17 protein-coding genes are annotated in these 22,467 nt (G+C 71.0%); 10 read left to right on the forward strand and 7 right to left on the reverse strand.

Annotated elements, in window-relative coordinates:
* The first annotated feature begins 123 nt into the window (after window positions 1-123).
* From OG514_RS27155 to OG514_RS27165, 3 genes are read left to right on the forward strand one after another with little or no spacing between them, the layout of a single operon-like run.
* The gene (locus tag OG514_RS27155; RefSeq protein ID WP_266899213.1) at window positions 124-678 is read left to right on the forward strand and encodes an HD domain-containing protein; all 555 of its coding nucleotides are present in this window, start codon (window positions 124-126) and stop codon (window positions 676-678) included.
* Window positions 675-1,319, forward strand: a complete 645-nt coding sequence (locus OG514_RS27160; RefSeq protein ID WP_266899215.1) for an RNA polymerase sigma factor — start codon at window positions 675-677, stop codon at window positions 1,317-1,319. Before OG514_RS27155 ends, OG514_RS27160 begins: the two co-directional genes overlap by 4 nt.
* Window positions 1,316-2,383 (forward strand): CU044_5270 family protein, encoded by a 1,068-nt coding sequence (locus OG514_RS27165; protein ID WP_266899217.1) that lies wholly within the window; start codon window positions 1,316-1,318, stop codon window positions 2,381-2,383. The genes OG514_RS27160 and OG514_RS27165 overlap by 4 nt, the downstream gene beginning before the upstream one ends.
* A 3-nt stretch (window positions 2,384-2,386) precedes the next feature.
* On the opposite strand, the gene OG514_RS27170 is transcribed toward OG514_RS27165, so the two are convergent.
* A complete protein-coding gene (locus OG514_RS27170) occupies window positions 2,387-3,325 on the reverse strand; it encodes a glycerophosphodiester phosphodiesterase family protein (protein ID WP_266899219.1) in 939 nt (312 codons plus the stop codon).
* A 769-nt stretch (window positions 3,326-4,094) separates the two neighbouring features.
* On the opposite strand from OG514_RS27170, the gene OG514_RS27175 reads away from it, so the two are divergent.
* The 3 genes from OG514_RS27175 to OG514_RS27185 all read left to right on the forward strand — a co-directional run bounded on the left by OG514_RS27175 (window position 4,095) and on the right by OG514_RS27185 (window position 6,443).
* On the forward strand, window positions 4,095-4,910 hold the full coding sequence (locus tag OG514_RS27175) for a hypothetical protein (RefSeq protein ID WP_266899220.1): 816 nt from the start codon (window positions 4,095-4,097) through the stop codon (window positions 4,908-4,910).
* Between the two features lie 147 nt (window positions 4,911-5,057).
* Window positions 5,058-5,795: an IclR family transcriptional regulator gene (locus tag OG514_RS27180; RefSeq protein WP_266899222.1), complete on the forward strand. Its 738-nt coding sequence runs from the start codon at window positions 5,058-5,060 to the stop codon at window positions 5,793-5,795.
* Window positions 5,796-5,972: 177 nt separating this feature from the next.
* Window positions 5,973-6,443 carry a hypothetical protein gene (locus tag OG514_RS27185; RefSeq protein WP_266899224.1) on the forward strand — a complete coding sequence of 157 codons (471 nt, stop codon included), beginning with the start codon at window positions 5,973-5,975 and terminating at the stop codon, window positions 6,441-6,443.
* Between the two features lie 77 nt (window positions 6,444-6,520).
* Here the strand turns inward: OG514_RS27185 and OG514_RS27190 are convergent, their stop codons facing one another.
* The 4 genes from OG514_RS27190 to OG514_RS27205 all read right to left on the reverse strand — a co-directional run bounded on the left by OG514_RS27190 (window position 6,521) and on the right by OG514_RS27205 (window position 11,404).
* Window positions 6,521-7,963, reverse strand: coding sequence for a GH1 family beta-glucosidase (locus OG514_RS27190; protein WP_266899226.1), 1,443 nt, complete (start codon window positions 7,961-7,963; stop codon window positions 6,521-6,523).
* Between the two features lie 71 nt (window positions 7,964-8,034).
* The gene (locus OG514_RS27195) at window positions 8,035-8,952 is read right to left on the reverse strand and encodes a carbohydrate ABC transporter permease (protein ID WP_266899228.1); all 918 of its coding nucleotides are present in this window, start codon (window positions 8,950-8,952) and stop codon (window positions 8,035-8,037) included.
* 4 nt (window positions 8,953-8,956) lie between these two features.
* A complete protein-coding gene (locus tag OG514_RS27200; protein WP_266899230.1) occupies window positions 8,957-9,961 on the reverse strand; it encodes a carbohydrate ABC transporter permease in 1,005 nt (334 codons plus the stop codon).
* A 90-nt stretch (window positions 9,962-10,051) separates the two neighbouring features.
* The gene (locus OG514_RS27205) at window positions 10,052-11,404 is read right to left on the reverse strand and encodes an ABC transporter substrate-binding protein (RefSeq protein WP_266899232.1); all 1,353 of its coding nucleotides are present in this window, start codon (window positions 11,402-11,404) and stop codon (window positions 10,052-10,054) included.
* Window positions 11,405-11,775: 371 nt separating this feature from the next.
* Here OG514_RS27205 and OG514_RS27210 point away from each other — a divergent pair, with 371 nt between their 5' ends.
* Window positions 11,776-12,816 carry a LacI family DNA-binding transcriptional regulator gene (locus OG514_RS27210; protein WP_266899234.1) on the forward strand — a complete coding sequence of 347 codons (1,041 nt, stop codon included), beginning with the start codon at window positions 11,776-11,778 and terminating at the stop codon, window positions 12,814-12,816.
* A 231-nt stretch (window positions 12,817-13,047) separates the two neighbouring features.
* On the opposite strand, the gene OG514_RS27215 is transcribed toward OG514_RS27210, so the two are convergent.
* Complete coding sequence (locus OG514_RS27215) at window positions 13,048-14,793, reverse strand: glycoside hydrolase family 6 protein (protein WP_266899236.1); 1,746 nt, start codon at window positions 14,791-14,793, stop codon at window positions 13,048-13,050.
* 92 nt (window positions 14,794-14,885) lie between these two features.
* The gene (locus OG514_RS27220; RefSeq protein ID WP_266899238.1) at window positions 14,886-16,442 is read right to left on the reverse strand and encodes a cellulase family glycosylhydrolase; all 1,557 of its coding nucleotides are present in this window, start codon (window positions 16,440-16,442) and stop codon (window positions 14,886-14,888) included.
* 272 nt (window positions 16,443-16,714) lie between these two features.
* On the opposite strand from OG514_RS27220, the gene OG514_RS27225 reads away from it, so the two are divergent.
* From OG514_RS27225 to OG514_RS27235, 3 genes are all read left to right on the forward strand, one after another.
* Window positions 16,715-19,627, forward strand: a complete 2,913-nt coding sequence (locus OG514_RS27225) for a glycoside hydrolase family 48 protein (protein WP_266899240.1) — start codon at window positions 16,715-16,717, stop codon at window positions 19,625-19,627.
* Window positions 19,628-19,854: 227 nt separating this feature from the next.
* Window positions 19,855-21,615, forward strand: coding sequence for a histidinol-phosphate transaminase (locus OG514_RS27230; protein WP_266899242.1), 1,761 nt, complete (start codon window positions 19,855-19,857; stop codon window positions 21,613-21,615).
* Window positions 21,612-22,415, forward strand: coding sequence for a phosphatidate cytidylyltransferase (locus OG514_RS27235; RefSeq protein WP_266899244.1), 804 nt, complete (start codon window positions 21,612-21,614; stop codon window positions 22,413-22,415). Before OG514_RS27230 ends, OG514_RS27235 begins: the two co-directional genes overlap by 4 nt.
* Window positions 22,416-22,467 lie beyond the last annotated feature (52 nt).

Consider the following 22,467-nt stretch of genomic DNA (forward strand, 5'->3'; position numbering starts at 1 on the left):
GGCATTCCCATCCATGTGTGAAGAGTGTGTTGCACCGTCACCGTCACTGGGGGTGTGGGAGCAGGAGCGGGCGCAGGGGGTAGGGGGGGGCGGCGGCCTCCGGTGCCCCGCGATGATGGGGCGATGAAGAATCTCGCCGAGGTGGACGCGCTCGCCGACCGCGCGCACGCCGGACAGACCGACCTGATCGGTGCCCCGTACGTCGAGCACGTCCGCGCCGTCGCCGCCGGCCTCGAACCCCTCGGCCCGCACCTGGCCATGGCAGGCCTCCTCCACGACGTCATCGAGGACACCGCCTGGACGGCGGAACGACTCCGCGCAGCCGGCATCCCGGACCACGTCGTCGCCCTCGTCGAGGCCGTCACCAACACGCCCGGCACGCCGTACGAGGAGAAGATCCGCCGCATCACGGAGGACCCCGACGCCACCCTCGTGAAGATCGCCGACAACGCCCACAACAGCCGCTCCGACCGGGCCGCCGCACTGCCGCCCGACAAGCGGGAGCGGCTCGCCGCCAAGTACCGTGCGGCCCGGCAGGCGCTGTGGGCCTCGGCCGACCCCGAGCACATCGCGACGATCCTGCGCGTCGTCAATCCCGAACTCCTGGAGGAACTGACCCCGCGATGTGACCCGGGTCACGGGAACCCGCTCCGGGGGCCGGACAGACGAGAGACGTGAACATCGATCTGCGCGCACGCATCCGGGACGGAGACCCCTCGGCCTTCGCCGAACTCTTCGACTCCTACGCCCGGAGCGTCTACAACCACGCCTTCCGGCTGACCGGCGACTGGTCCGTCGCCGAGGACGTGATGGCGGCGACCTTCCTGGAAGCCTGGCGGCTGCGGCAGAAGGTGGACCCCGAGGGGGGTTCGCTCCGGCCCTGGCTGCTCGGCGTCGCCACCAACGTCTCCCGCAACCACTGCCGGGGCAACCGCCGATACCGGGCCGCCGCCACCGCGTACGCCGCCGCCGGCCCGCCGGAGGCCTCGGTACCCGACCACGCCTCCGAGGTCGCCGGCCGCATCGACGACCGGCGCCGCATCGCCGCCACCCTGAAGGCGCTCGGCAGCCTCCGCCGCACCGAACGCGAAGTCCTCGTTCTCTGCCTCTGGGAGGGCCTCGCCTACACCGAGGTCGCCCGGGCCCTGCGCGTCCCCGTCGGCACCGTCCGCTCCCGGCTCTCCCGTGCCCGCGCCAAGCTCCGTACCGGCGCCGAGGAAGAACTCGCCCGGGAAAAACGGGAACCCGGCTCCCGCACCCGACAGACAACAGGTGATCGCGTGAACGCGGTCCGGCCCGCGCAGGAAGGAATCCGATGAACCCCGACCCGGACAAGACCCGTACGGCGAACCGGTACGAGACCGGAGACCTGCCGGCGATCGAGGAGCACGACCTTCCTCAGGGCCGCCACCAGTTCCACAAGGAGCGCCTGATGAGCCAGATCCACGACGACCGCCTCGCCGCCGCCGAGGCGCGCACCCGGCGCAACCCCTTCCTCCGGAAGGTGATCCTCCTGCCCGCCGCCACCGCACTCGCCGGAGCGCTTGCCGTCGGCGTCCTCGTCCTCACCCCGGGCGGCAGCGGCGACCCCGTCGAGCGTGCCACCGGTCCCGCCCTCACCACGACCATCGGCGTCGCCGACGCCAAGGGCGCGCCCCGGCTCCTCGACCGTATCTCGCTCGCCGCCGTGGAGGCCGAGGCCCCCAACGGCCGCGCCGGCCAGTACATCTACATCGAGACGCGGTCCGCGAACACCTATGTGCAGACCGTCGACGGCGAGAGCAGCCTCGTCAGCGACCCCCTGCACACCCGGCAGTCCTGGCGGTCGCCCGACGGCCTCAAGGGCTGGCTGATCGAGCCCGGCAACACCGGCCCCGAGGGCCTCACCCTCGAAGGCCGCGACGAACAGGGCAACGTGCCGAAGCCGCACCTCGGCGCTCCCTCCCACGACTACCTCGCGACCCTGCCCACCGACCCCGACGCGCTGCTGCGGAAGATCTACAAGGAGACCGAGGGGCAGGGCCGCGGGAAGGACCAGCAGGCCTTCACCACCATCGGTGACCTGCTCGGGGAGAGCTGGCCGACCCCGAAGCTGACGGCGGCCCTCTACCGGGCCGCCGCGAAGATCCCCGGTGTCGTCATGGTGGACAGCGCCACCGACGCCGCCGGCCGCAAGGGCGTCGCCGTCGCGCGGCTCGACGAGACCAGCGGGGCGCGCACCGAGTGGATCTTCGACAGCAAGACCTTCACCTTCCTGGGCGAGCGCACCGTCCAGGTCGAGGGCAACGGCGGCGAGGGCGGCCTGATCAAGCCCGGGACCGTCGTCTACACCCACGCGATCATGGTCCGGGCCTTCGTCGACGACATCAAGGTCGTGCCGTAGGCCTCAGGACACCTGTCCGGACGACCAACCGCCCAGCTCCGTCGGGCGGTTGGTGATGACCCCGTCCACGCCCAGCGTGTCCAGGGCCTTCCAGCGGGCCGGGGTGTCGACCGTCCAGACGTTCACGGCGACACCCGCCGCGTGCAGCTCGCCCACCAGCCCCGGGCGGGTGGAAAGGGCCTGGTCCGAGGTGTTGTACGCCGCGAGGTGAAGGTCCTCGGCGAGGGCGACGGGGTCGGCGTCCAGGGTGTCCCGCAGCAGGCCCAGCGGCAGTTCGGGGGCCAGCTCGTGGACGTACTGCAGATGCGTGACGTCGAAGCTCTGGACGAAGACCCGGTCGGTCATGCCCTGTTCGCGCACCACCTCGACGATCCTGCGCACCTGGGCGTAGGTGTGACGGCCCTTCACCTCAAGGAGCAGCTTCCCGCCGCGCTCGCGCAGATCGGCCAACTGGGCGGCGAGCGTGGGCACACGGGTACCCGCGTAGGCCGGGGCGAACCAGGAACCGGCGTCCAGGGCGTCCAGTTCGGCGGAGGTCAGCGAGCGGATCGGGCCGGTACCGTCCGTCGTCCGGTCGACGGTCGTGTCGTGGAGGATGTACGGCACGCCGTCCTTGCTGGGCTGGACGTCGTTCTCGATCCAGACGGCGCGGCCCCGCCGGGCCACCTCGTCGGAGACCAGGGTGTTCTCCGGGGCGGCCGAGGAGGCGCCCCGGTGGGCGATCACGGTCAGTGGCGCCCCCGCCTTGCGCATCCAGGGGCTCGCCGCCGCGGCGGCCCCGGCCGCCGGAGCCGGAGCCGGAGCCGGTCGGGGCGCGGACCGCGAGGGCGGGGCGCCGACGACGAACGCGGTCGCGAGCCCGGCGACGGTGGTGACCACGGCGACCAGGCCGGCGGTCCTGCGCCGACGGGTCCGGACGGCACTCGGGTGACGGTCTCTCATGACCGCACACCCTAAGTGGTGACGCGCCGATCGGGCCGGATCGGGGCGGCGTCTCGTGTCGTGCCGCGCGGGGCGGAGGAGGGGGCGGGAGGGAGACATGAAGGAATCCTGGAGAGGTTTCTCCGGCGTGCTCACCGGACCCCGTGCCAACTTTCACCTCCCCCTCGCCGGTCGGCGGCCGGGCCGCCCCGACGGCTGCCGTATGCGCCGAATCTCCTGAACTGCACCCCTGTGGAGTGCCGTTGGATACGGCGCGAACACGGTTACGTTTCGCTCAAACGTTCTGGAAATCTCCGTTCGACTAGCCGACACCCGGGCGACGGAGACAACCTCACATGCCCACAAGGCGCATACGCCGCGCATGGCTCACGGCCGCCGCGGCGGCCTCACTCGCGTTCATCGGACTCGCGGCGCCGGCCCAGGCGGAGGACCTTCCGCCGGACGCCCCGCAGAGCTGGATCCAGGAACCCCGCACGACCGACGGGACCGCCTCGCCGTTCGCGGCCGGAGCCTGGACCGAGCCCGGTGGCGCGGCCTCGCCCGGTGACTTCACGATGTCGCCCGGCGCGCTGAATGCCGAGACCACCACGCGCGTCACCCACCTGGACAAGGTGCTGCCGAAGTCGGGTGTGCAGAACCTGCTGGCCGGGCCAACCGCACCGTACAGCCGTGGTGTTCCCGGGACCCGTTCGGCACGGCCCCGGACCCCGACATCAAGTACTGCCTGCAGAACGACGACTCCGTCTCGCGGGAATGGGTCCCCCAGGGCATGACCGGCGTCTCCGACGCCAAGATCGACGAGCTGTGGGGCGAGGCCGGGAACATCCAGCTGTTCGCCTCCTACGACGGCTGGGACCCGGGCCGGGAGAACGACCCGCTCCCGACGGCCGGCGACTGCACCACGGCCGAGCTGGAAGCGAACGACGCCTGCAACCAGAAGGGCGTCCGCATCACGTTCGTACAGAGCCGGACCAACCCGGCCACGGGCAGCCCCGAGGTCAAGTACCGGCACGTCCTGCTGGGCTGGACCTATGTGAACTCGGCCGACCACGTCTCCTTCGACGGGCTGCACGCCGCCGAGTACCCGATCCAGAAGGGCGTGCATGCCGGCGGGATCGTCTGGTACGGCAACTACCTCTACGTCGCGGACACCCGCAACGGCCTGCGCGTCTTCGACATGCGCACCATCATGGACATGGACCCGGACGGCGACCCCGGCACGCACGACGCGATGGGGGCCGACACGGACGGCGTGAAGACCACCTCCAACGTCGAGGACAAGACGAAGGTCGGCCGGCACGACAACGTCTGGTACAGCTTCGGCTACCGCTATGTGATGCCCCAGGTGGCCGCCTGGAAGTTCAAGGCGGACCAGAAGAACCCCCAGGGCTCCTACGCCTGTGTCGACACCGGCGCGCCGAAGGCCTCCTACATCTCCCTGGACCGCAGCACCGTCCCGGACCGTCTGATCATGGGCGAGTACTGCCGTCCGAAGAGCGGCTACCCGTCCACCGGCCGCATCGCCTCCTACTGCCAGCGGGTGCTCTACGGACACAAGCTGAGCTGGCTCGACGGCCGGCCGTAGCGCAGACGGCGTGGAGGGCTCGCCCCGCGACACGACGGACAGTGCGAGCTCTTCGCCGGAATCGACCGGTCTGCGGCATGGTGGGGGACATGCCCGGAGCCGTGCCGTCGGGGGTACGCGGCCGGGCGCGGCGAGTCGGGGGGACTCATGGACGGCGGTAAGGGCAGCTCGTCGGGCAGAACCGGGCACGGACAGGTGCGCGACCAAGGGCCCGCGCCGGCCCGCGGCCGGGGCGTACTCGAAGGGGCGTTCGCCCTGCTCGACGCGCTGCGCCGGAACGGCGACGAGGCGGGAGTGACCGAACTGGCGCTCGCCTGCGGAGTACCCAAGGGCAGCGTCCACCGGCTGCTCGACCAACTGGTCACGCTCGGCGCCGTCGAACGGAAGGGCAATCGCTACCGCGTCGGCCCCCAGCTCTACCGCCTCGGCCAGGCCTGGGAGCCGCACCCCGGCCTCCGCACCGCCGCCCGGCTGCCGCTCCAGCGGCTCCGCGCCGCCACCGGCGCGAGCGTGGTCCTCGCCGTGCTGCGCGAGGACATGGCGATCACCGTCAGCTCGGTCCCGGGAGACCTCGAACCACTCCTCCCCGTACGGGACGGCATCGCGTTCCGGCTCGACACCGCCGCCGGGAAGGCCCTGCGGGGGCCCCTCCGGGGCGGCGCGGTCCTCGACCGGGAGGACGTGATGGCCGGAGTGTGCTGCGCCTCGCTCCCGGTCCGCACCCCGGACGGGCGTACGGTCGCGGCGCTCGCCGGCCTGGTGCCCGCGGGCCGCCCGCTCGACTCGCTGGCCCGGGGCGTAGCCGAGGCGGGAGCCGCGATCAGCCGCGCACTCGCCAGGGGCGGGCAGCGAAGCCCCGTCCCGAAGACCGCGCTCGTGCTCTGAGCAGGCCGCGAACCGCTCTCGCACGGCGCTGTTCCGCCCAGCGGAACGCGCGTAGAACCGGGACGGCGGGCCGGGCACAGTGGGTGTCGTGCCGAGGGGAACGGCACGCAGGCCCCGCCCCCACGAGGCGGGCCGCAACCACCGTCACGCGAGTGACCCGATGTGTGGGGGGACCACATGCGCAAGAACCGAATCGCCCGAACCGCCGCCACCGCCCTGCTCGGACTCGGCAGCGTCGCCGCCTTCGCCGGTTCCGCCCAGGCCGAGCCGATCGACTACGTGCGGATCGAACTGGTCGAGCTCCACTGCCAGAAGAACAGCGAGGGCGACCACGACGAGGCGTACCTCAAGATCACCGACGCCAACGGCAACGCCGTCAAGGTCTGGCCCGGCAACGGCGTCAAGTACCAGACCATGGGCACCGGTTACGTCCGCTCCATGGCCGACGGAAACGGCAACGCCGCCCTCATCCTCGGCAAGGAGCAGGCCCGCACCCTGACCCTGTGGGACGACGACTCGACCAGTGGCGACGACAAGCTCGGCGCCACGCTCGTCACCGGCAGCGAGGTCGGCGCCGAGACCCAGTGGCGCTCCGTGGAGGGCTCCGGCGGCGTGTACGTCATCGGCTACCGCGTGATCGACATCTGACCCACCCCCGGTACGCGAGGAAGGCCGTGCCGGAACACCGGCACGGCCTTCCTCGCATGCGGGAGATCCGCGGGGGATCAGTCGCCGTCGGGAGCCCGCAGCTCACCCGACCGGGCCACCCGCGCGTACCAGCGGGCGCTGGACTTCGGGGTCCGCTCCAGGGTGTCGTAGTCCACCCGGACCGCGCCGAAGCGCTTCGCGTAGCCGTACGCCCACTCGAAGTTGTCGAGCAGCGACCAGAGGAAGTAGCCGCGTACGTCCACCCCTTCCGTGATCGCCCGGTGCACCGCCTCCAGATGCGCGTGCACATAGGCGGCGCGCTCCGGGTCGTGCACCGAACCGTCCGGGCCGACCACGTCCTCGTACGCCGCCCCGTTCTCGCTGATGACGAGCGGGAGTTGGGGGTACGCGTCGGACACCCGGGTCAGCAGGTCGTACAGGGCGCCGGCGTCGACCGGCCAGCCCATCGCCGTCCGCTCGCCCGGCGCCCGGTGGAAGGCGACCGCGTCCGCGCCGGGCCACGGCGAGTGTTCGCTGTTGCCGTGCCCGTCGTCCTGCGGCTTCTCCGCACCTTCCTGAACCTGCGAAACGACCGTCGGCGTGTAGTAGTTGATCGCGAGCAGGTCCAGCGGCTGCCGGGCCGTCGCGGTGTCGCCGTCCTTGACGAACGACCAGTCGGTGAGCTGCGCCGTGTCGCGGATCAGGTCCTCGGGGTAGGCGCCCTCCAGCATCGGACCCAGCCAGATCCGGTTGCCGACGGCGTCGATGCGACGGGCCGCGTCCCGGTCCTCGGCGGAGGCCGTGAGCGGCCGCACCTCGTGCAGATTGAGCGAGACCGACAGCTGCCGGTCGGCGGGCAGCGAGGCCCGCAGCGCCTGGACCGCGAGCCCGTGCCCGAGGTTGAGGTGGTGGGCGGCCCGCAGCGAGGCCACCGGGTCCGTACGGCCAGGGGCGTGCACCCCGGAGCCGTACCCCAGAAAGGCGCTGCACCAGGGCTCGTTGAGGGTGGTCCAGCGGGTCACCCGGTCGCCTAGGGCGTCGGCGACGATCCCCGCGTACTCGGCGAACCGCTCGGCGGTCGCCCGCTCCGGCCAGCCGCCGGCGTCCTCCAGCTCCTGCGGCAGGTCCCAGTGGTACAGGGTGAGCGCCGGCTCGATCCCGGCGGCGAGCAGCTCGTCGACGAGCCCCCGGTAGAAGTCCAGTCCCTTCTGCACGGCCGGGCCCCGACCGGTGGGCTGCACCCGGGACCATGAGACGGAGAACCGGTAGGCGTTCAGGCCGAGTTCGGACATGATCGCGACGTCTTCGCGGAACCGGTGGTAGTGGTCCACGGCCACGTCACCGGTATGGCCCTCGAAGACCTTGCCGGGGGTGTGCGAGAAGGTGTCCCAGATGGACGGGGTACGGCCGTCCTCGGCCGCCGCTCCCTCGATCTGGTACGCGGCGGTGGCCGCGCCCCAGAGGAAGTCGGACGGGAACGAGCGGGTGGCGGTGAGCGGCCGGGTATCGGACGCGGTCATAGGAGAGCGCTCCCAACGCGGGTACGGGGTAGGTACGTTCGGTACGTGCGGTACGGAGAGGGGGTGGCCGGTCAGCTCTTGACGGCGCCGGCCGTGATGCCGCCCACGATGTGCTTGCCGAGGAAGGCGAAGACCAGGAGGAGCGGCACGGTGGAGATGAGGGCGCCGGTCAGGACGACCGCGTGGTCCACGGTGTGGTTGCCCGCGCCCAGGCCGGCGAGTGCCACCTGAAGCGTGGGGTTGCCGTCGGGGGTGAGGGCGATGAAGGGCCAGAAGAAGTCGTTCCACGACTGGACGAAGACCAGCATGCCGAGTACGGCCATGGCGGGCCTGGCTACGGGGAAGACCACGTGCCAGATGATGCGGAGGCTGTGGGCGCCGTCCATCCGGGCCGCCTCCACCAGCTCCATCGGCAGTGCCTCCACCAGGAACTGGCGCATGAAGAACACGCCGAAGGCGGCGACGAGCGAGGGCAGGACGACCGACTGGAGCTGGTCGAACCAGCCGAGGTCGGTGATGATCTGGTACAGCGGGATGACGCTGAGCTGCGGCGGGATCGTCATGGTGGCGACCACCAGGGAGAGCAGCATGCCCCGGCCCCGGAAGGGCAGCTTGGCGAAGGCGAAGCCGGCCAGCGTGGAGAACAGGACCGTGGACAGGGACACCAGGCTCGCCACGATCGTGGTGTTGATCAGCGCCTCGCCCATGTCGACCTGGTTCCAGGCGAAGGTGAGGTTGTCCAGGAGACGGTTGCCGGGCAGCAGCGGTGCCGGGGCCTCCACGACCCGCTCGCCGGTGTGCGAGGCGGCGACCACGTTCCAGTACAGCGGGAAGAGCGAGACGAAGGCGGCCGCGACGAGCAGCACGTAGGTGAGCGGTCCGGCGTGGTGCTGGCGGCCGGCGGTCTGACGGAACCGGCGTCCGGGCCGGGTCCGCGCCGGGGCGGGGGTTCCGGACTCGGCCGGGCTCCTGTCGAGTGTGTGCGCCATGAGGTCAGCCCCCCAGCTTCTTGCGGTTGTGGCGGGAGGCGAGCGCCTGGACGCCGCCGACGATCAGCAGGAGCAGCAGCATGACCCACGCGATCGCCGAAGCCTGGCCCAGTGCGCCGGTCACCCACCCCTTCTCGTACATCAGCAGGCTCAGCGTCTGGAACTGGTTGCCGCTGCCGCCGCTGATGCCGACGCTGCCGCCGAAGAGCATCGGCTCACCGAAGAGCTGGGTGGCGCCGATCGTGGACACGATGATCGTGAAGAGGATGGTGGGCCGGATCGAGGGGATCGTGACGCTGACGAACTGCCGCCAGCGCGAGGCCCCGTCGAGCGAGGCCGCCTCGTACAGGTCCTGTGGCACGGCCTGCATGGCGGCGAGGTAGATGAGCGCGTTGTAGCCGGTCCAGCGCCAGGTGACGATCACCGAGATGGCGATCTGCGCCGGCCACTTGGACGATTCCCAGTTCACCGGGTCGAAGCCGAACCAGCCCAGGACGCCGTTGATCATTCCGTAGTCGGTGTTGAACAGCTGGGCGAAGACCAGGGTCGCCGCCGCGATCGAGGTGGCGTACGGGGCGAGGATCGCCACCCGGAGGAAACCCCGGCCGCGGAGCTTGTAGTTGAGCAGATGTGCCAGGCCCAGGGCCATGAGCAGCTGGGGGACGGTCGAGATGACCCCGATGGTGAAGGTGTTGAAGAGTGCGTTCCAGAAGAACTCGCTGGTCGCGAGGTCGGTGTAGTTCTCCAGACCCTTCCAGGTCGGGTCACCGCCGAGTTCGACCCGGTTGAGCGAGAGCCAGCCCGTGTAGATCAGAGGGAAGAGACCGAAGGCGGCGAAGGTGAGGAAGAAGGGGGCGACGAAGACGTACGGGATCGCCTTGGTGTCCCAGCGGTAGAGCGTGCTGCGCCAGCCGCCGGAGGAGGAGCGGTGGCCGCGCGGGCCGGGGGAGGAGGGCGGTGCGGCGGGCGGCGGGGAGCCGTCCGGCTTCGCCCGAACGGAGGTGGCCACGGGGGCGTCCTTCCAGGGTCGATGCGTGCGGTGGTGCGGACGGTGCCGGTCCGCCGCCGACGGGCGGCGGCGGACCGGCAGGTGTCCCCGCTACTGGTCGATCTTGTCGTCGACCAGCTTCTTGACGTTCTCCCAGGCCTTGGCCGGGTCGGTGCCGCGCTGCTCGATGTCGAGGATGCCGTTGTCGGTGAGGAAGGTCTTCACCTGGCCGTCGTAGCGGCTGATGGCGGCGGGGGTGATGCCGGCCGCCGCGCTGGAGAAGATCTTGCCGACGGGGGTGTCACCGAAGTACGGCAGCTTCGCCTCCTGGACCGCCGAGGAGGTGAGCGTGTCCTTGGACGAGGGGATGTTGCCGTTGACCGCGAACACCTTGGCGTGCTGCTCGGGCGCGGTCAGCCAGGCGGCCAGTGCGGCGGCCTCCTTGGTGTGCTTGCCCGCCTTGGGCACGGCGAGGAAGGAGCCGCCCCAGTTGCCGGCGACGGGCGGCGCGGCGATGTCCCACTTGCCCTGGTTGGCGGGGCCGGCCTGGTCCTTGATGATGCCGGTCATCCAGCTGGGGCAGGCGACGGTGGCGAACTTCGAGTTCTTGAAGGCGGCGTTCCAGCTGCCCTTCTCGTCGAACTGGCGCAGCTTGGCGGTGAGTCCGCCCTGGGCGGCCTTGACCGCGGTGTCCCAGGCGTTCTTCACGCCGGGGCTGTTCTCCCAGTCGAGTTCGCCGCTGGTGTTGGCGTACTGCACCGGGTCGCTGGAGACGACGGCGTTGAAGAGACCGCTTGCCGAGTCGTGGAAGGAGGTGCCCGCGGGGGCGGCCGCCTTGTACTTCTCGCCGGTCGCGATGAACTTGGCCCAGTCGCCGGCCCACAGCTTGCCGACGGCGTCGCGGTCGGTGGGCAGCTTGGCCTTGGCGAAGAGGTCCTTGTTGTAGCAGATGGCCATGGGGCCGATGTCGGTGCCGAGGGCGATGATCTTGCCGTCGCCGGTCGTCGCCTGCTTGACCTTCCAGTCGAGGAAGGCGTCGGTCTTCGCGCCGCCCTCCTTGCTCAGGTCGACCCACTTGTTCGCCATCGTCGTGCCGGTCGCCTCGGCGATGTAGCCGACCTCGACGGCCTGGATGTCGGCGACGCCGCTGTTCTGGCCGAGGCGCAGCTTCAGCGTGTCCCAGTACTTCTGACCGTCGGAGACGTTTGACTCCTCGATCTTGATGTTCGGGTGGAGCCGCTCGTACTCGGCGTACAGCTTCGCGCCGGTCTTGTTGTCGTAGCCGAAGGAACCGAAGGTTCCGATCCGCAGCGTGATCTTCTCGGTGCTCTGGCCGCCCCCGCCGCCCGTGCCGCCGTTGTCGTCGTCGCTGCCGCAACCGGTGAGCAGGGTCGTGCCGGTCACGACGACGGCGACCGCCGCGATCGCCGCACGGCGTCCGCGTCTGCTGCTGGAAGTGCGCATTCCACTCTCCTCGTCCAAAGGTGGTGCTCGTTGTGCGCCAAGAGGTCCGGCCGGCTGATCGCGGCTCGGCGGCGCCTGCCAGGACCTGATGCAAGGCTGTGCGCATCCCGGATGGGAGCGCTCCCACGTCGTTGCCGGAAGGTTGCTGCCTGGCGGGTACGGGTGTCAAGACATGAACGCGGATTCGTTACCGGAAGGTTTTCCAGGGGTTTCGCGGGCCTGGGCAGGGATCATCGCGTCATCTCCTGAACGCACCCTCGTGGCGCGAGGGGAGGGGCTTGGACTACGGTGGGAGCGCTCCCATTGCTGCTTCCGTTCCCGGCGGGGCCGTGGTGAGCAGCGCGTTGTCCTACGAGGGGAGTTCGGGAGTTGTGAGCGGACGGCAGAGCGGCAGACCCACCCTTGAGGAGGTCGCGGCCAGAGCCGGGGTCGGCCGGGGCACGGTCTCCCGGGTGATCAACGGCTCCCCCCGGGTGAGCGAGCAGACCAGAACGGCCGTCGCCAGAGCCGTCGACGAACTCGGCTACGTACCCAACCAGGCCGCCCGCGCCCTGGCCGGCAGCCGTACGGACGCGATCGCCCTCGTCATCCCCGAGGTCGAGGCGCGGCTCTTCGCGGAGCCGTACTTCCTCGACCTCATCCGCGGGGTCAGCGCCGAACTCGCCGAGGCTGACAAGCAGTTGCTGCTCACCCTGGTCCGCAGCGAGCAGGAACGGCAGCGCTTCGAGCAGTACCTCGCCGCCCAGCGCGTCGACGGTGTCCTGCTCGCCTCCGTCCACGGCGACGACCCACTGCCCGACCGCATCAGGGAACTGGGCCTCCCGGTCGTCATGAACGGCCGCCGCTCGGAGGCCGAGCCCGTGCCGTACGTCGACTCCGACAACATCGGCGCCGGACGGGCGGCCGTCGCCCACCTCGTGGGGCGCGGTCGGAGCCGTATCGCCACCGTCACCGGGCCGCTCGACATGTACGTGGCGCGCGCCCGGCTCGGCGGCTACCGCGCCGGTCTCGCGGAGGCCGGGCTCGCGCCCGACGAGGCGCTGGTCTCGGCGGGCGACTTCACGGAGGAGGGCGGCCGCCGGGCCATGCGGCTGCTGCTCGACCGCAGCCCGGACCTGGACGCGGTCTTCGCCGCCTCCGACGTGATGGCGGCCGGGGCGCGCGCGGCCCTGCGGGAGGCGGGCCGCCGGGTGCCGGAGGACGTGGCCCTCGTCGGGGTCGACGACTCGCCGGTGGCGCGGCTGATGGACCCGCCGCTCACGAGCGTGCGTCAGCCCATCGAGGAGATGGGCCGCACGATGGCCCGGATGCTGATCCAGGAGATCCAGGAGATCCAGGGGATCGCGGAGGCACCGGAGGAGCCCCGTCGGCACGTGCTGCCGACGGAGCTGGTGGTGCGGGGCTCCTGCTGACGGCCCCCCGTTCGCGACGGGCACGTCAGGGCTGCGCGCCCGGCCCGTCGGCCACCGCCCCTGCAAGGCAAGGTCATCGTCCCCAACGCCCGGAGAGGGAACGGAGATCGGGGAAGCGGTCCGGAAGCGGAACGGGCCGGACGGGGTCTCCGGGCCCGTCCGGCCGTTTCGCGTTCCTCGCAAGGGGGTTGCCGCCACGGCCGCGCCGGGTCGGCAACCCCTTAGGAGGTCTTACAGCGCCGGGTAGGCGTTCTTCATGAGCTCCTGGAACTGGGCCGAGAACCACTGGCCCGAGATCGGGGCGTCGGGCAGCGCGCCCGACATGCTGTTCCCGTTACGGGCGTTGCCCGTGTACGTCGGGTCGCACATCCGGTCGAAGCCCTTGCCCTCGTTGTTCGGGATCTCCTTGCTGGCGCCGTCGGACTCGCCCGGGGGCTTCATCCAGACGTACGCGTCGATGCCCGCGGCGGGCGCCGCCTGGGGTCGCTCGCCGAGACCCGCGCCGGACTGGTTGCACCAGTTGCCGAGGTGGATGCGCCGGTCGTAGCGGCCGCCGTTGACGTAGGTGTCGACGTTGGTCGTGGCGCCCGCGGCGGTGGGCCGGGCGGTGCCGCCCCAGCCGTTGCGGGAGGTGTCGATCAGCATGCCGAGGTTGCTGTCGAAGCCGAGCGAGACGAGCTTGGTGCGCATCGCCTGCGCGTACGACAGTTCGTCGGTGTACCGGTTCCAGTCGACCCACTTCGACTGGCGCACGGAGACGCCGTTCACGCTGTCGTTGATGGTGAAGTGGTCCTCCTTCAGGGCGCTGTAGTTGGCCGTGTTGACGATGAAGCCGTGGACGTTGGAGACTGTGGAGCCCTCGGCCGTGGCGGCCTGCTTGAACAGCTCCGCGGAGGCGCCGAAGTTGTCGTCCCAGCCCAGCCAGCCGTGGTGGCCGGCGTCCACGTAGTTGTAGACGTTGCCGATCGAGCCAAGCTTCTTCAGCGCGTAGCCGACGCCGGTGATGTAGTTGCCGTTGGCCTTCATGACATCGCAGTTGGGCGTGGCGGTCGGGCGTCCTGAGACGTTGGTGACCAGGTTGGGCAGCGAGTCGATCTCGACCGTGGTGACGATCCGCAGGCCCGCGTACTTGGAGTCGGCGAGGATCGCGGCGATCGGGTCGATGTACTCGGTCTTGTAGCGGCCGATCTCGGTGGGGCCGAGCTCACCGTTGGAGGCGAGGGCGGCACAGTCGCGGCCCGGCAGGTTGTAGACGACCAGCTGGACGACGAGCTCACCGGTGCCCTTCTGCTTCAGGGCCTCGTCGAGGTGGGCGCGCAGGCCCATGGAGGTGGCGGAGCCGTTGATGGCGGCGATCCGGTCCAGCCAGACACCGGTCGGTTGGCCGGAGATCTTGTTGCCGCCCGGCTCGGCCGCGGCCTTCGCCGCCCACTCGGGGTTCACGTACACCTTGGCGCCGGCGTACGGGTTGTCGGCCTTGGAGCCGGCCGGCGGCGTGGTGGGCGGCGTCGTCGGCGGGGTGGTCGGGGGAGTGGTGGGCGGCGTGGTCGGCTCGGTCGCGCCGTTGCAGGTGACCCCGTTGAGCTTGAAGGTCGCGGGCACGGCGTTGGTGCCGCTGTACGAGCCGTTGAAGCCGAAGGAGGTCGAACCGCCCGTGGCCAGGGTCCCGTTGTAGGAGACGTTCTTGGCGGTGACGGCGGCACCGGACTGGGTGATGGTGGCGTTCCAGCCCTGGGTGACCTGCTGGTTGCCGGCGTAGGACCACTCGACGGTCCACGTGGCCACCGGGTCACCGGTGTTGGTGACGGTCACGTTGGCGCCGAAACCGGTGCTCCACTGGTTGGTGATCTGGTAGTCGACCTTGCAGCCGGGGGTGGCGGCGCCGGCGGTGGCGGTGCCGAAGACGGTGGCGGTGGCGCCGGTGGCCGTGATGAGGCCGAGGGCCGCCAGGAGGGCGGTGCGGCTGGTGCGGCTCATGCGGGTGGGGATTCCTTTCAGGGGGTGAGACCGCGCAGGTGATCGCGCGGTCCGATCAGGGGTTGAGACCGCGCAGGTATCGCGCGGTCCGATCAGGGGGTGAGGGCGCGCAGGTGATCGCGCAGTCCGATGCCGAATGCGGTGGGGGTGCCGTCGTACGAACTGATCAGTGCGGGACCGGAGTTGCAGTTCCAGGTGTTCCAGGTCCAGCCCAGGTACGAGAGGCCGCGGTCGTCGAACCACTTCATGACGCGGTCGATGAACGCGTGTCCGCAGGTGTTCTCACCGATCTCGCCCGCGAGGAGAGGAACCTCGGCGGCTACCGGGGCGAGGGTGTTGTTCCAGCACGTCTCGTCGGCGCAGGTGTTGAAGTTGTAGACGTGCCAGGCGGCGGCCAGATTGCCCGCCGGGTCCGTGGGGCGGTACGTGAGCCACTGGCTCAGGTCGTTGGAGTACGCGATGCCCGGGACGAGAACGAGGTTCTTCGATCCCGTGGCGCGGACCGCGTCCAGCAGGTCCTGCATGCCGGCGACCTCGTATCCGATGCCGGGGCAGGTGCCGCCGTCGCGCCAGCAGGACCAGGCCTGGGTCGCGGTGGAGGTCGCCCGGTCCGGATAAGGCTCGTTGAACAGGTCGAAGACGACCCGTTTGTCGTTCTTGAAGGTGTTCGCGACCGAGGTCCAGAACGCCGGCGTGTACTGGGCGTCGGGCATCGGCTTCTGGCAGGAGGCGTGGACGTCGGCGCAGCCCGCGGAGTTGCCCGTGTACTGGCCGTACGTCCAGTGGAGTTCGACCACCGGGGTCATGCCGTGCGCGATGACCTTGGTGACCAGGTCCTTCACGGCGTTGATGTAGTTCGTGCCCCGGTACTCGGGCTTGATGTTGTCCAGGCCGAGCCAGCACTCCTCGTTGAGGGGAATGCGGACCGTGTTGGCCTTCCAGTCGGCGATGGCCTTGACCGAGGCGTCGTCGACGGGACCGTCCCAGATGCCGTAGCCCTGGACGCACATGAACTCACCGCCGGAGCGGTTGACCCCGAGAAGGCGTCGGGTGGCGCCGTTCTGGTCGGTGAACCTGTTGCCGGACACGCTGAGTTCGGGCGCGCCGGAAACCGGGGTCGGCGTCGTCGGGGGAGTGGTGGGTGGTGTGGTCGGGGGTGTCGTGGGTGGTGTGGTCGGAGGCGTGGTGGGCGGTGTCGTCGGATCGGTGGGTGTGGGAGTCGGCGTCGTGCCCGAGTCGCACGGCGTGCCGTTGAGCGTGAACGCGGTGGGCGCCGTGTTGGCACCCGACCAGGAGGCGATGAAGCCGCCCGAGATCTTCGCGCCCGTGCCGAGCGCGGCGTTCCAACTCTCGTTCACGACCGTGACGTTCGTCCCGGATTGGGACCACTTGCCGCCCCAGCCCTGACTGACGACCTGGCCGGCCGGGAAGCCGAAGCCGAGGCTCCAGCCGTTCAGCGCGGCACTGTGGTTGGTGACGGTGACGGCACCCTGGTAGCCGCCGGCCCACTGACCGACGACCGAGTACTCCACCGTGCAAGCGGGTGCGGCCGCGGCTCCTGAGGCCGTACCCATGAGGGCGAACGCGGTGCTCGCCATCGTGAGCGCCACTCCGGAGAGCAGCGCGGACAGACGTGGGGGATGTCGCATGAGCGAGTCCTCGCAGCGAGGGCACACCCCTGACGGTGTGCCGACCGGACGGATTCGCTCCCACTGGTCGGGCAGACCGTAGCGGCAACTGCCGCCAAGGAAAAGAGGGGTTGGGTAAATTCCCCGGCTTTTGACTTCGACTTCTCACACACCTTGACGGCGTTGGGCCCCAACTGCACAGTGGGAGCGCTCCCACTGGTTCAAAGCTTGACTGTCAGGCCTTCCCGCTCTTCGCTCACCCGACCTCCCGAGCCGCGAGGAGAACCACCCGCATGCCACGCCTCCGACCAAGAACGCGACCACGCCGGCAGCTGACCGCGCTGGCCGCGGCGCTCACCCTCCCCCTCGGTCTCACGGCCGTCGGCGCCACCACGGCCCAGGCCGCCGACGTGCAGTGCAGCGTCGACTACAAGACCAACGACTGGGGTTCGGGCTTCACCGCCGAACTCACTCTCACCAACCGCGCCACCACCGCGCTCAACGGCTGGACCCTCACCTACGCCTACGCCGGTGACCAGAAGCTCACCAACGGCTGGAGCGGCGTCTGGTCCCAGTCCGGCAAGAACGTCACGGTGACCAACGCGTCCTGGAACGGCACCCTCGCCGCCGGGGCCGCCACCACCACCGGCGCCCAGTTCACCTACAGCGGTGCCAACGCCGCTCCCAGCTCCTTCGCGGTCAACGGCACCCCCTGCACGGGCGCCCATCAGCCCCCGGTCGCGGTCCTGACCAGCCCGGCCGCCGGGGCCGTGTACAGCCAGGGCGACGCGGTGCCGCTCGCCGCCACCGCCGCCGCGGCCGACAGCGCCACCGTGAGCAAGGTGGAGTTCTACAGCGACACCGCGCTCCTCGGCACCGACACCACCGCGCCCTTCACCTACAGCGCGGCCGGCCTCGCCACCGGCTCGCACTCCCTCTACGCCAAGGCCTACGACAGCCTCGGCGCCTCCGCCGAGTCGGCGCCCGTCGGCATCACCGTCGCCGCGGGCCCCGCGCTCGTCGCCGCCCCGAGCCAGCTCGGGGTACGCCAGGGCGCCAGCGGCACCTTCGACCTGAAGCTCTCCACCGCCCCCACCGCCAACGTCGCGGTGAGTGTCGCCCGTACCTCCGGCAACACCAACCTCACCGCGACCCCCGCGACCCTCACCTTCACCCCGTCGAACTGGAACACCGCCCAGAAGGTGACCGTCGCCGCCGCGGCCACCGGCACCGGCTCCGCCGTCTTCACGGCGACCGCCCCCGGCCACGCCAAGGCCGAGGTCACCGTCGCCCAGCTGGCCGCGAACTCCACGTACGACGCCCGCTTCCTCGACCTCCACGGCAAGATCACCGACCCGGCCAACGGCTACTTCTCGCCCGAGGGCATCCCGTACCACTCCGTCGAGACCCTGATCGTCGAGGCCCCCGACCACGGCCACGAGACGACCTCGGAGGCGTACAGCTACCTCATCTGGCTCCAGGCCATGTACGGCAAGATCACCGGCGACTGGACCAAGTTCAACGGCGCCTGGGAGACCATGGAGAAATTCATGATCCCCACCCACGCCGACACGCCCACCACCTCCTCGTACAACGCCGCCAAGCCGGCCACGTACGCGCCCGAGTGGGACCTGCCGTCCCAGTACCCGGCACGGCTCGACTCCGGGGTGACCTCCGGCTCCGACCCGATCGCCGCCGAACTCAAGAGCGCGTACGGCACCGACGACATCTACGGCATGCACTGGATCCAGGACGTCGACAACGTCTACGGCTTCGGCAACGAGCCCGGGAAGTGCTCCGCCGGACCGACCGCGACCGGCCCCTCCTACATCAACACCTTCCAGCGCGGCCCGCAGGAGTCCGTCTGGGAGACCGTCACCCACCCCACCTGCGACAACTTCTCCTACGGCGGCAGGAACGGCTACCTCGACCTCTTCACCGGGGACGCCTCCTACGCCAAGCAGTGGAAGTTCACCAACGCCCCCGACGCCGACGCCCGCGCCGTCCAGGCCGCCTACTGGGCCGACCTCTGGGCCAAGCAGCAGGGCAAGGGCACCCAGGTCTCCGCCACCGTCGGCAAGGCCGCCAAGATGGGCGACTACCTGCGGTACGCGATGTTCGACAAGTACTTCAAGAAGGCCGGGAACTGCGTCGGCCCCACCACCTGCCCGGCCGGCACCGGCAAGGACAGCGCCCACTACCTGATGTCCTGGTACTACGCCTGGGGCGGCGCCACCGACACCTCCGCCGGCTGGTCCTGGCGCATCGGCTCCAGCCACGCCCACGGCGGCTACCAGAACCCGCTCGCCGCCTACGCGCTCAGCGAGTACGCCCCGCTCAAACCCAAGTCGACGACGGGCGCGGCCGACTGGGCGACCAGCCTCGACCGGCAGCTGGAGTTCTACCGCTGGCTCCAGTCCGACGAGGGCGCCATCGCGGGCGGCGCCACCAACAGCTGGCAGGGCCGCTACGCCACCCCGCCGGCCGGCACCCCCACCTTCCACGGCCTCTTCTACGACGAGAAGCCCGTCTACCACGACCCCGCGTCCAACCAGTGGTTCGGTTTCCAGGCCTGGTCCATGGAGCGGGTCGCCGAGTACTACCAGCAGACCGGTGACGCCGGGGCGAAGACCGTCCTCGACAAGTGGGTCTCCTGGGCGCTGTCGAAGACCACGATCAACCCGGACGGCACCTTCCGCATCCCCTCCACCCTCCAGTGGTCCGGCGCGCCCGACACCTGGAACGCGGCGAACCCCGGCGCCAACGCCGGACTCCACGTCACCGTCGCCGACTACACGAACGACGTCGGTGTCGCCGCCGCCTACGCCAAGACCCTGACCTACTACGCGGCCAAGTCCGGCCACGCCGAAGCCAAGCGGGTCGCCAAGGCACTCCTCGACGGCATGTGGGACCACGACCAGGACCCGCTGGGCATAGCCGTCCCGGAGACCCGCGCCGACTACAACCGCTTCGACGACCCGGTCTACGTGCCGAGCGGCTGGACCGGCGTCATGCCGAACGGCGACGCGGTGAACTCCTCCTCGACCTTCGCCTCGATCCGTTCCTTCTACAAGAACGACCCGGCCTGGCCGAAGATCGAGGCCTATCTGGCGGGCGGGGCCGCGCCCGTCTTCACGTACCACCGGTTCTGGGCCCAGGCGGACATCGCCCTGGCCATGGGCTCGTACGCGGAGCTGCTCGAATAGCAGCCGCCCCGCACGGAGCGGCTCCACGTACGACGAGACCGGGCGGACCCCGAAGAAGGGGCCGCCCGGTCTTCCGCCGCTCCCGCCGGCCCTTTCCGTGGCCCCGCCAAGTGCTCCCTGTCGTAGGCGACTTACCTGTCCCCGAGGTGAGTACGGGTACTCAGGCCTCGTCGCCCGCGATCTTCCAGACTGAGGCGCGAACGCCGGACCGCCTCAGGGGGAGACTCATGGACCACGCTCTACAGCTGCGCGCCGCCACGCCTCGTGATCACGACTGGATCCACGAGCTGCGCCATCGTGTGTACGCCGAGGAGCTGGGACAGCATCCGGTGGATCCGTCCGGGCGGCTGAGCGACGGACTCGACGGCGACAACGTCTATCTCGTGGCCGCGCGCGGGGAGACGCGGATCGGATTCGTCAGCCTCACTCCGCCCTGGGTGGGCCGCTATGCCCTGGACAAGTACCTGACGCGTGAGGAACTGCCGCTCCTGACGGAGGAGGAGCCCTTCGAGATCCGCGTCCTGACCGTCGAGGAACGCTGGCGGTCCACCGCCGCGGCGCCGCTCCTCATGTACGCGGCGCTGCGCTGGGTCGCGGCGCGGGGAGGCCGCCGGGTGGTGGCGATGGGACGCACGGAGCTGCTCGACATGTACCTCGCCACCGGGCTACGGCCGGTGGGGCGCACGGTCCGCTCGGGTGCGGTCTCGTTCGAGGTGCTGAGCGGCTCCGTGGCCGAGCTGACGAGGACGGTCGCGGACCGCCACGGCCGGACCCTGGAGCGACTGCGGGCGGGTGTCGACTGGCGGTTGGACGTGCCGTTCGCGCCGCGCGCCGACGGCTGTGAGCACGGTGGTGCCTTCTTCTCGGCGATCGGGACGGACTTCCGGACCTTGATGCGCCGTCATGAGGTGGTCGCCGCCGATGTGTTGGATGCGTGGTTCGCGCCGGCCCCGGCGGTCCGCGCGGTCCTCTCGGAGGACCCGGGGTGGACGGCGCGGACCTCGCCGCCGACCGGCGCGGAAGGGCTGCTCGCGGAGCTTGCCGAGGTCCGCGGGCTGCCGACGGAGTCACTGGTCGTCGGCGCGGGCTCGTCCGACCTGATCTTCCGGGCCTTCGGACGGTGGCTGACGCCGGGGAGCCGGGTGCTCCTGCTGGACCCGAGCTACGGCGAGTACGCCCATGTCACCGAGCGGGTGATCGGCTGCCGGGTCGACCGGCTCCGGCTGCGCAGGGAGGACGGCTGGCTGCTCGACCCGGCCCGGCTCGCCGCCGCGACCCGGAGCGGACGGTACGACCTCGTGGTGGTGGTCAATCCGAACAACCCGACCGGCCGCCACGCTTCCGCCGACGCACTGCGCGCCGTCATCGAGGCCTCGCCCGCGCGCACCCGGTGGTGGATCGACGAGACGTACCTGGGCTACGTCGACGCGGCGGACTCGCTGGCCGGGCTCGCCGCGGTCGACCCCCGGGTCGTGGTCTGCACCTCGCTGTCGAAGATGTACGCGTTGTCGGGGATGCGGGCCGCGTATCTGGTGGCGGACCTGGACACGGCCGGGGAGCTGCGCCGATGGACGCCGCCGTGGCCCGTGAGCCTGCCGGCCCAGCTGGCCGCCGTGACGGCGCTGCGCGACCCCGCGTACTACGCGGAACGCTGGGCGCGCACCGCCGTGCTGCGCCGGGACTTGGCCGCCGGGCTCACGGAGCTCGACGGGCTGTCCTCGGTCGACGAGGGGATCGCGAACTTCCTCACCGTCATCCTGCCGCCGGACGGGCCGAGCGCGGCGCGGCTGGTGCGCGAATGCCGCCGCCACGACGTGTACCTGCGGGACCTGTCGCCGATGTCCCCGTCGTACGAGGGGCGGACCGTCCGTGTCGCCGTCCGCGACACGGCGGAGAACGCGCGGATCGTGGCGGCGTGCCGAAGCGCCCTGGACGCGCTGCGCACGCCGGTGGGGTCGGGGGCGCCGGACGGGCGGGTCTCCCTGTGATCACGGTCGCCGGCCTCGTGCCCTGTCTCGGCGGGGCACTGGCGATCGGAGGGCTCGCGGTGGCGGCGACCCGGCGGCGTGAGCTGATGGTCCGCTGGTGCGTGTGGATGCTCGGAGTGCCGCTGGTCACCGCGGCGTTCTGGCTCGGCCCGCCGGGGATCGCGGCGCTCGCGGCCGTGGTCGGGGTGGTCGCGGTGGCGGAGTTCGGCGGTCTGCTGAGGCTCGGCCCGGTGGACCGGACGGTGCTCGGCGCGGCCGTCACCGCGCTTGTCCTGACCGCCTGGCTGGCGCCCGGCGAGGTGCTCCGGGTGGCGGCGGTGGGGGCGCTCGCGATCGCCGGGGCGCCCCTGCTGGCGGGTGACGCGGAGCACGGACTCCGCCGCCTGGGGGCGGGCCTGTTCGGGCTCGTGTGGCTGGGCGCTCTGGCCGGTCTCGTGCCGGCCGGTCCCCTCGGCCTCGTTCTGTTCGTGGCCGTGTCGATCGCCGACATCGTGGCGTACGCGGCGGGCCGCCGTCTCGGCGGCCCCCGGCTCTCCCCGCTGTCGCCCGCCAAGCGGTGGAGCGGCACGCTCGCCGGGGCGGCCGCCGGTCTCTGCGCACTCGCCGTGCTGTCGTCCCTGACGTGGCAGACGGCGGTGGCCGTGGCGGTCGGCGGCCCGCTGGGCGACCTGCTCGAATCGATGGTCAAGCGGGGGGCCCGCGTGAAGGATGCCGGCCGCTGGCTGGCCGGCTCCGGCGGTCTGCTGGACCGGATCGACTCCCTCCTCGTCGCCCTGGCGGTGCTGCTGGTCCTGAGCTGAGCCACGGGGGGACAGCCGCACGCGCGCGCGTGCGGTGGCCGGAGGCGGTCCA

Origin of the sequence: Streptomyces sp. NBC_00572 (assembly GCF_026341815.1) — a bacterium.
In the GTDB taxonomy this organism is placed as follows: Bacteria; Actinomycetota; Actinomycetes; order Streptomycetales; family Streptomycetaceae; genus Streptomyces.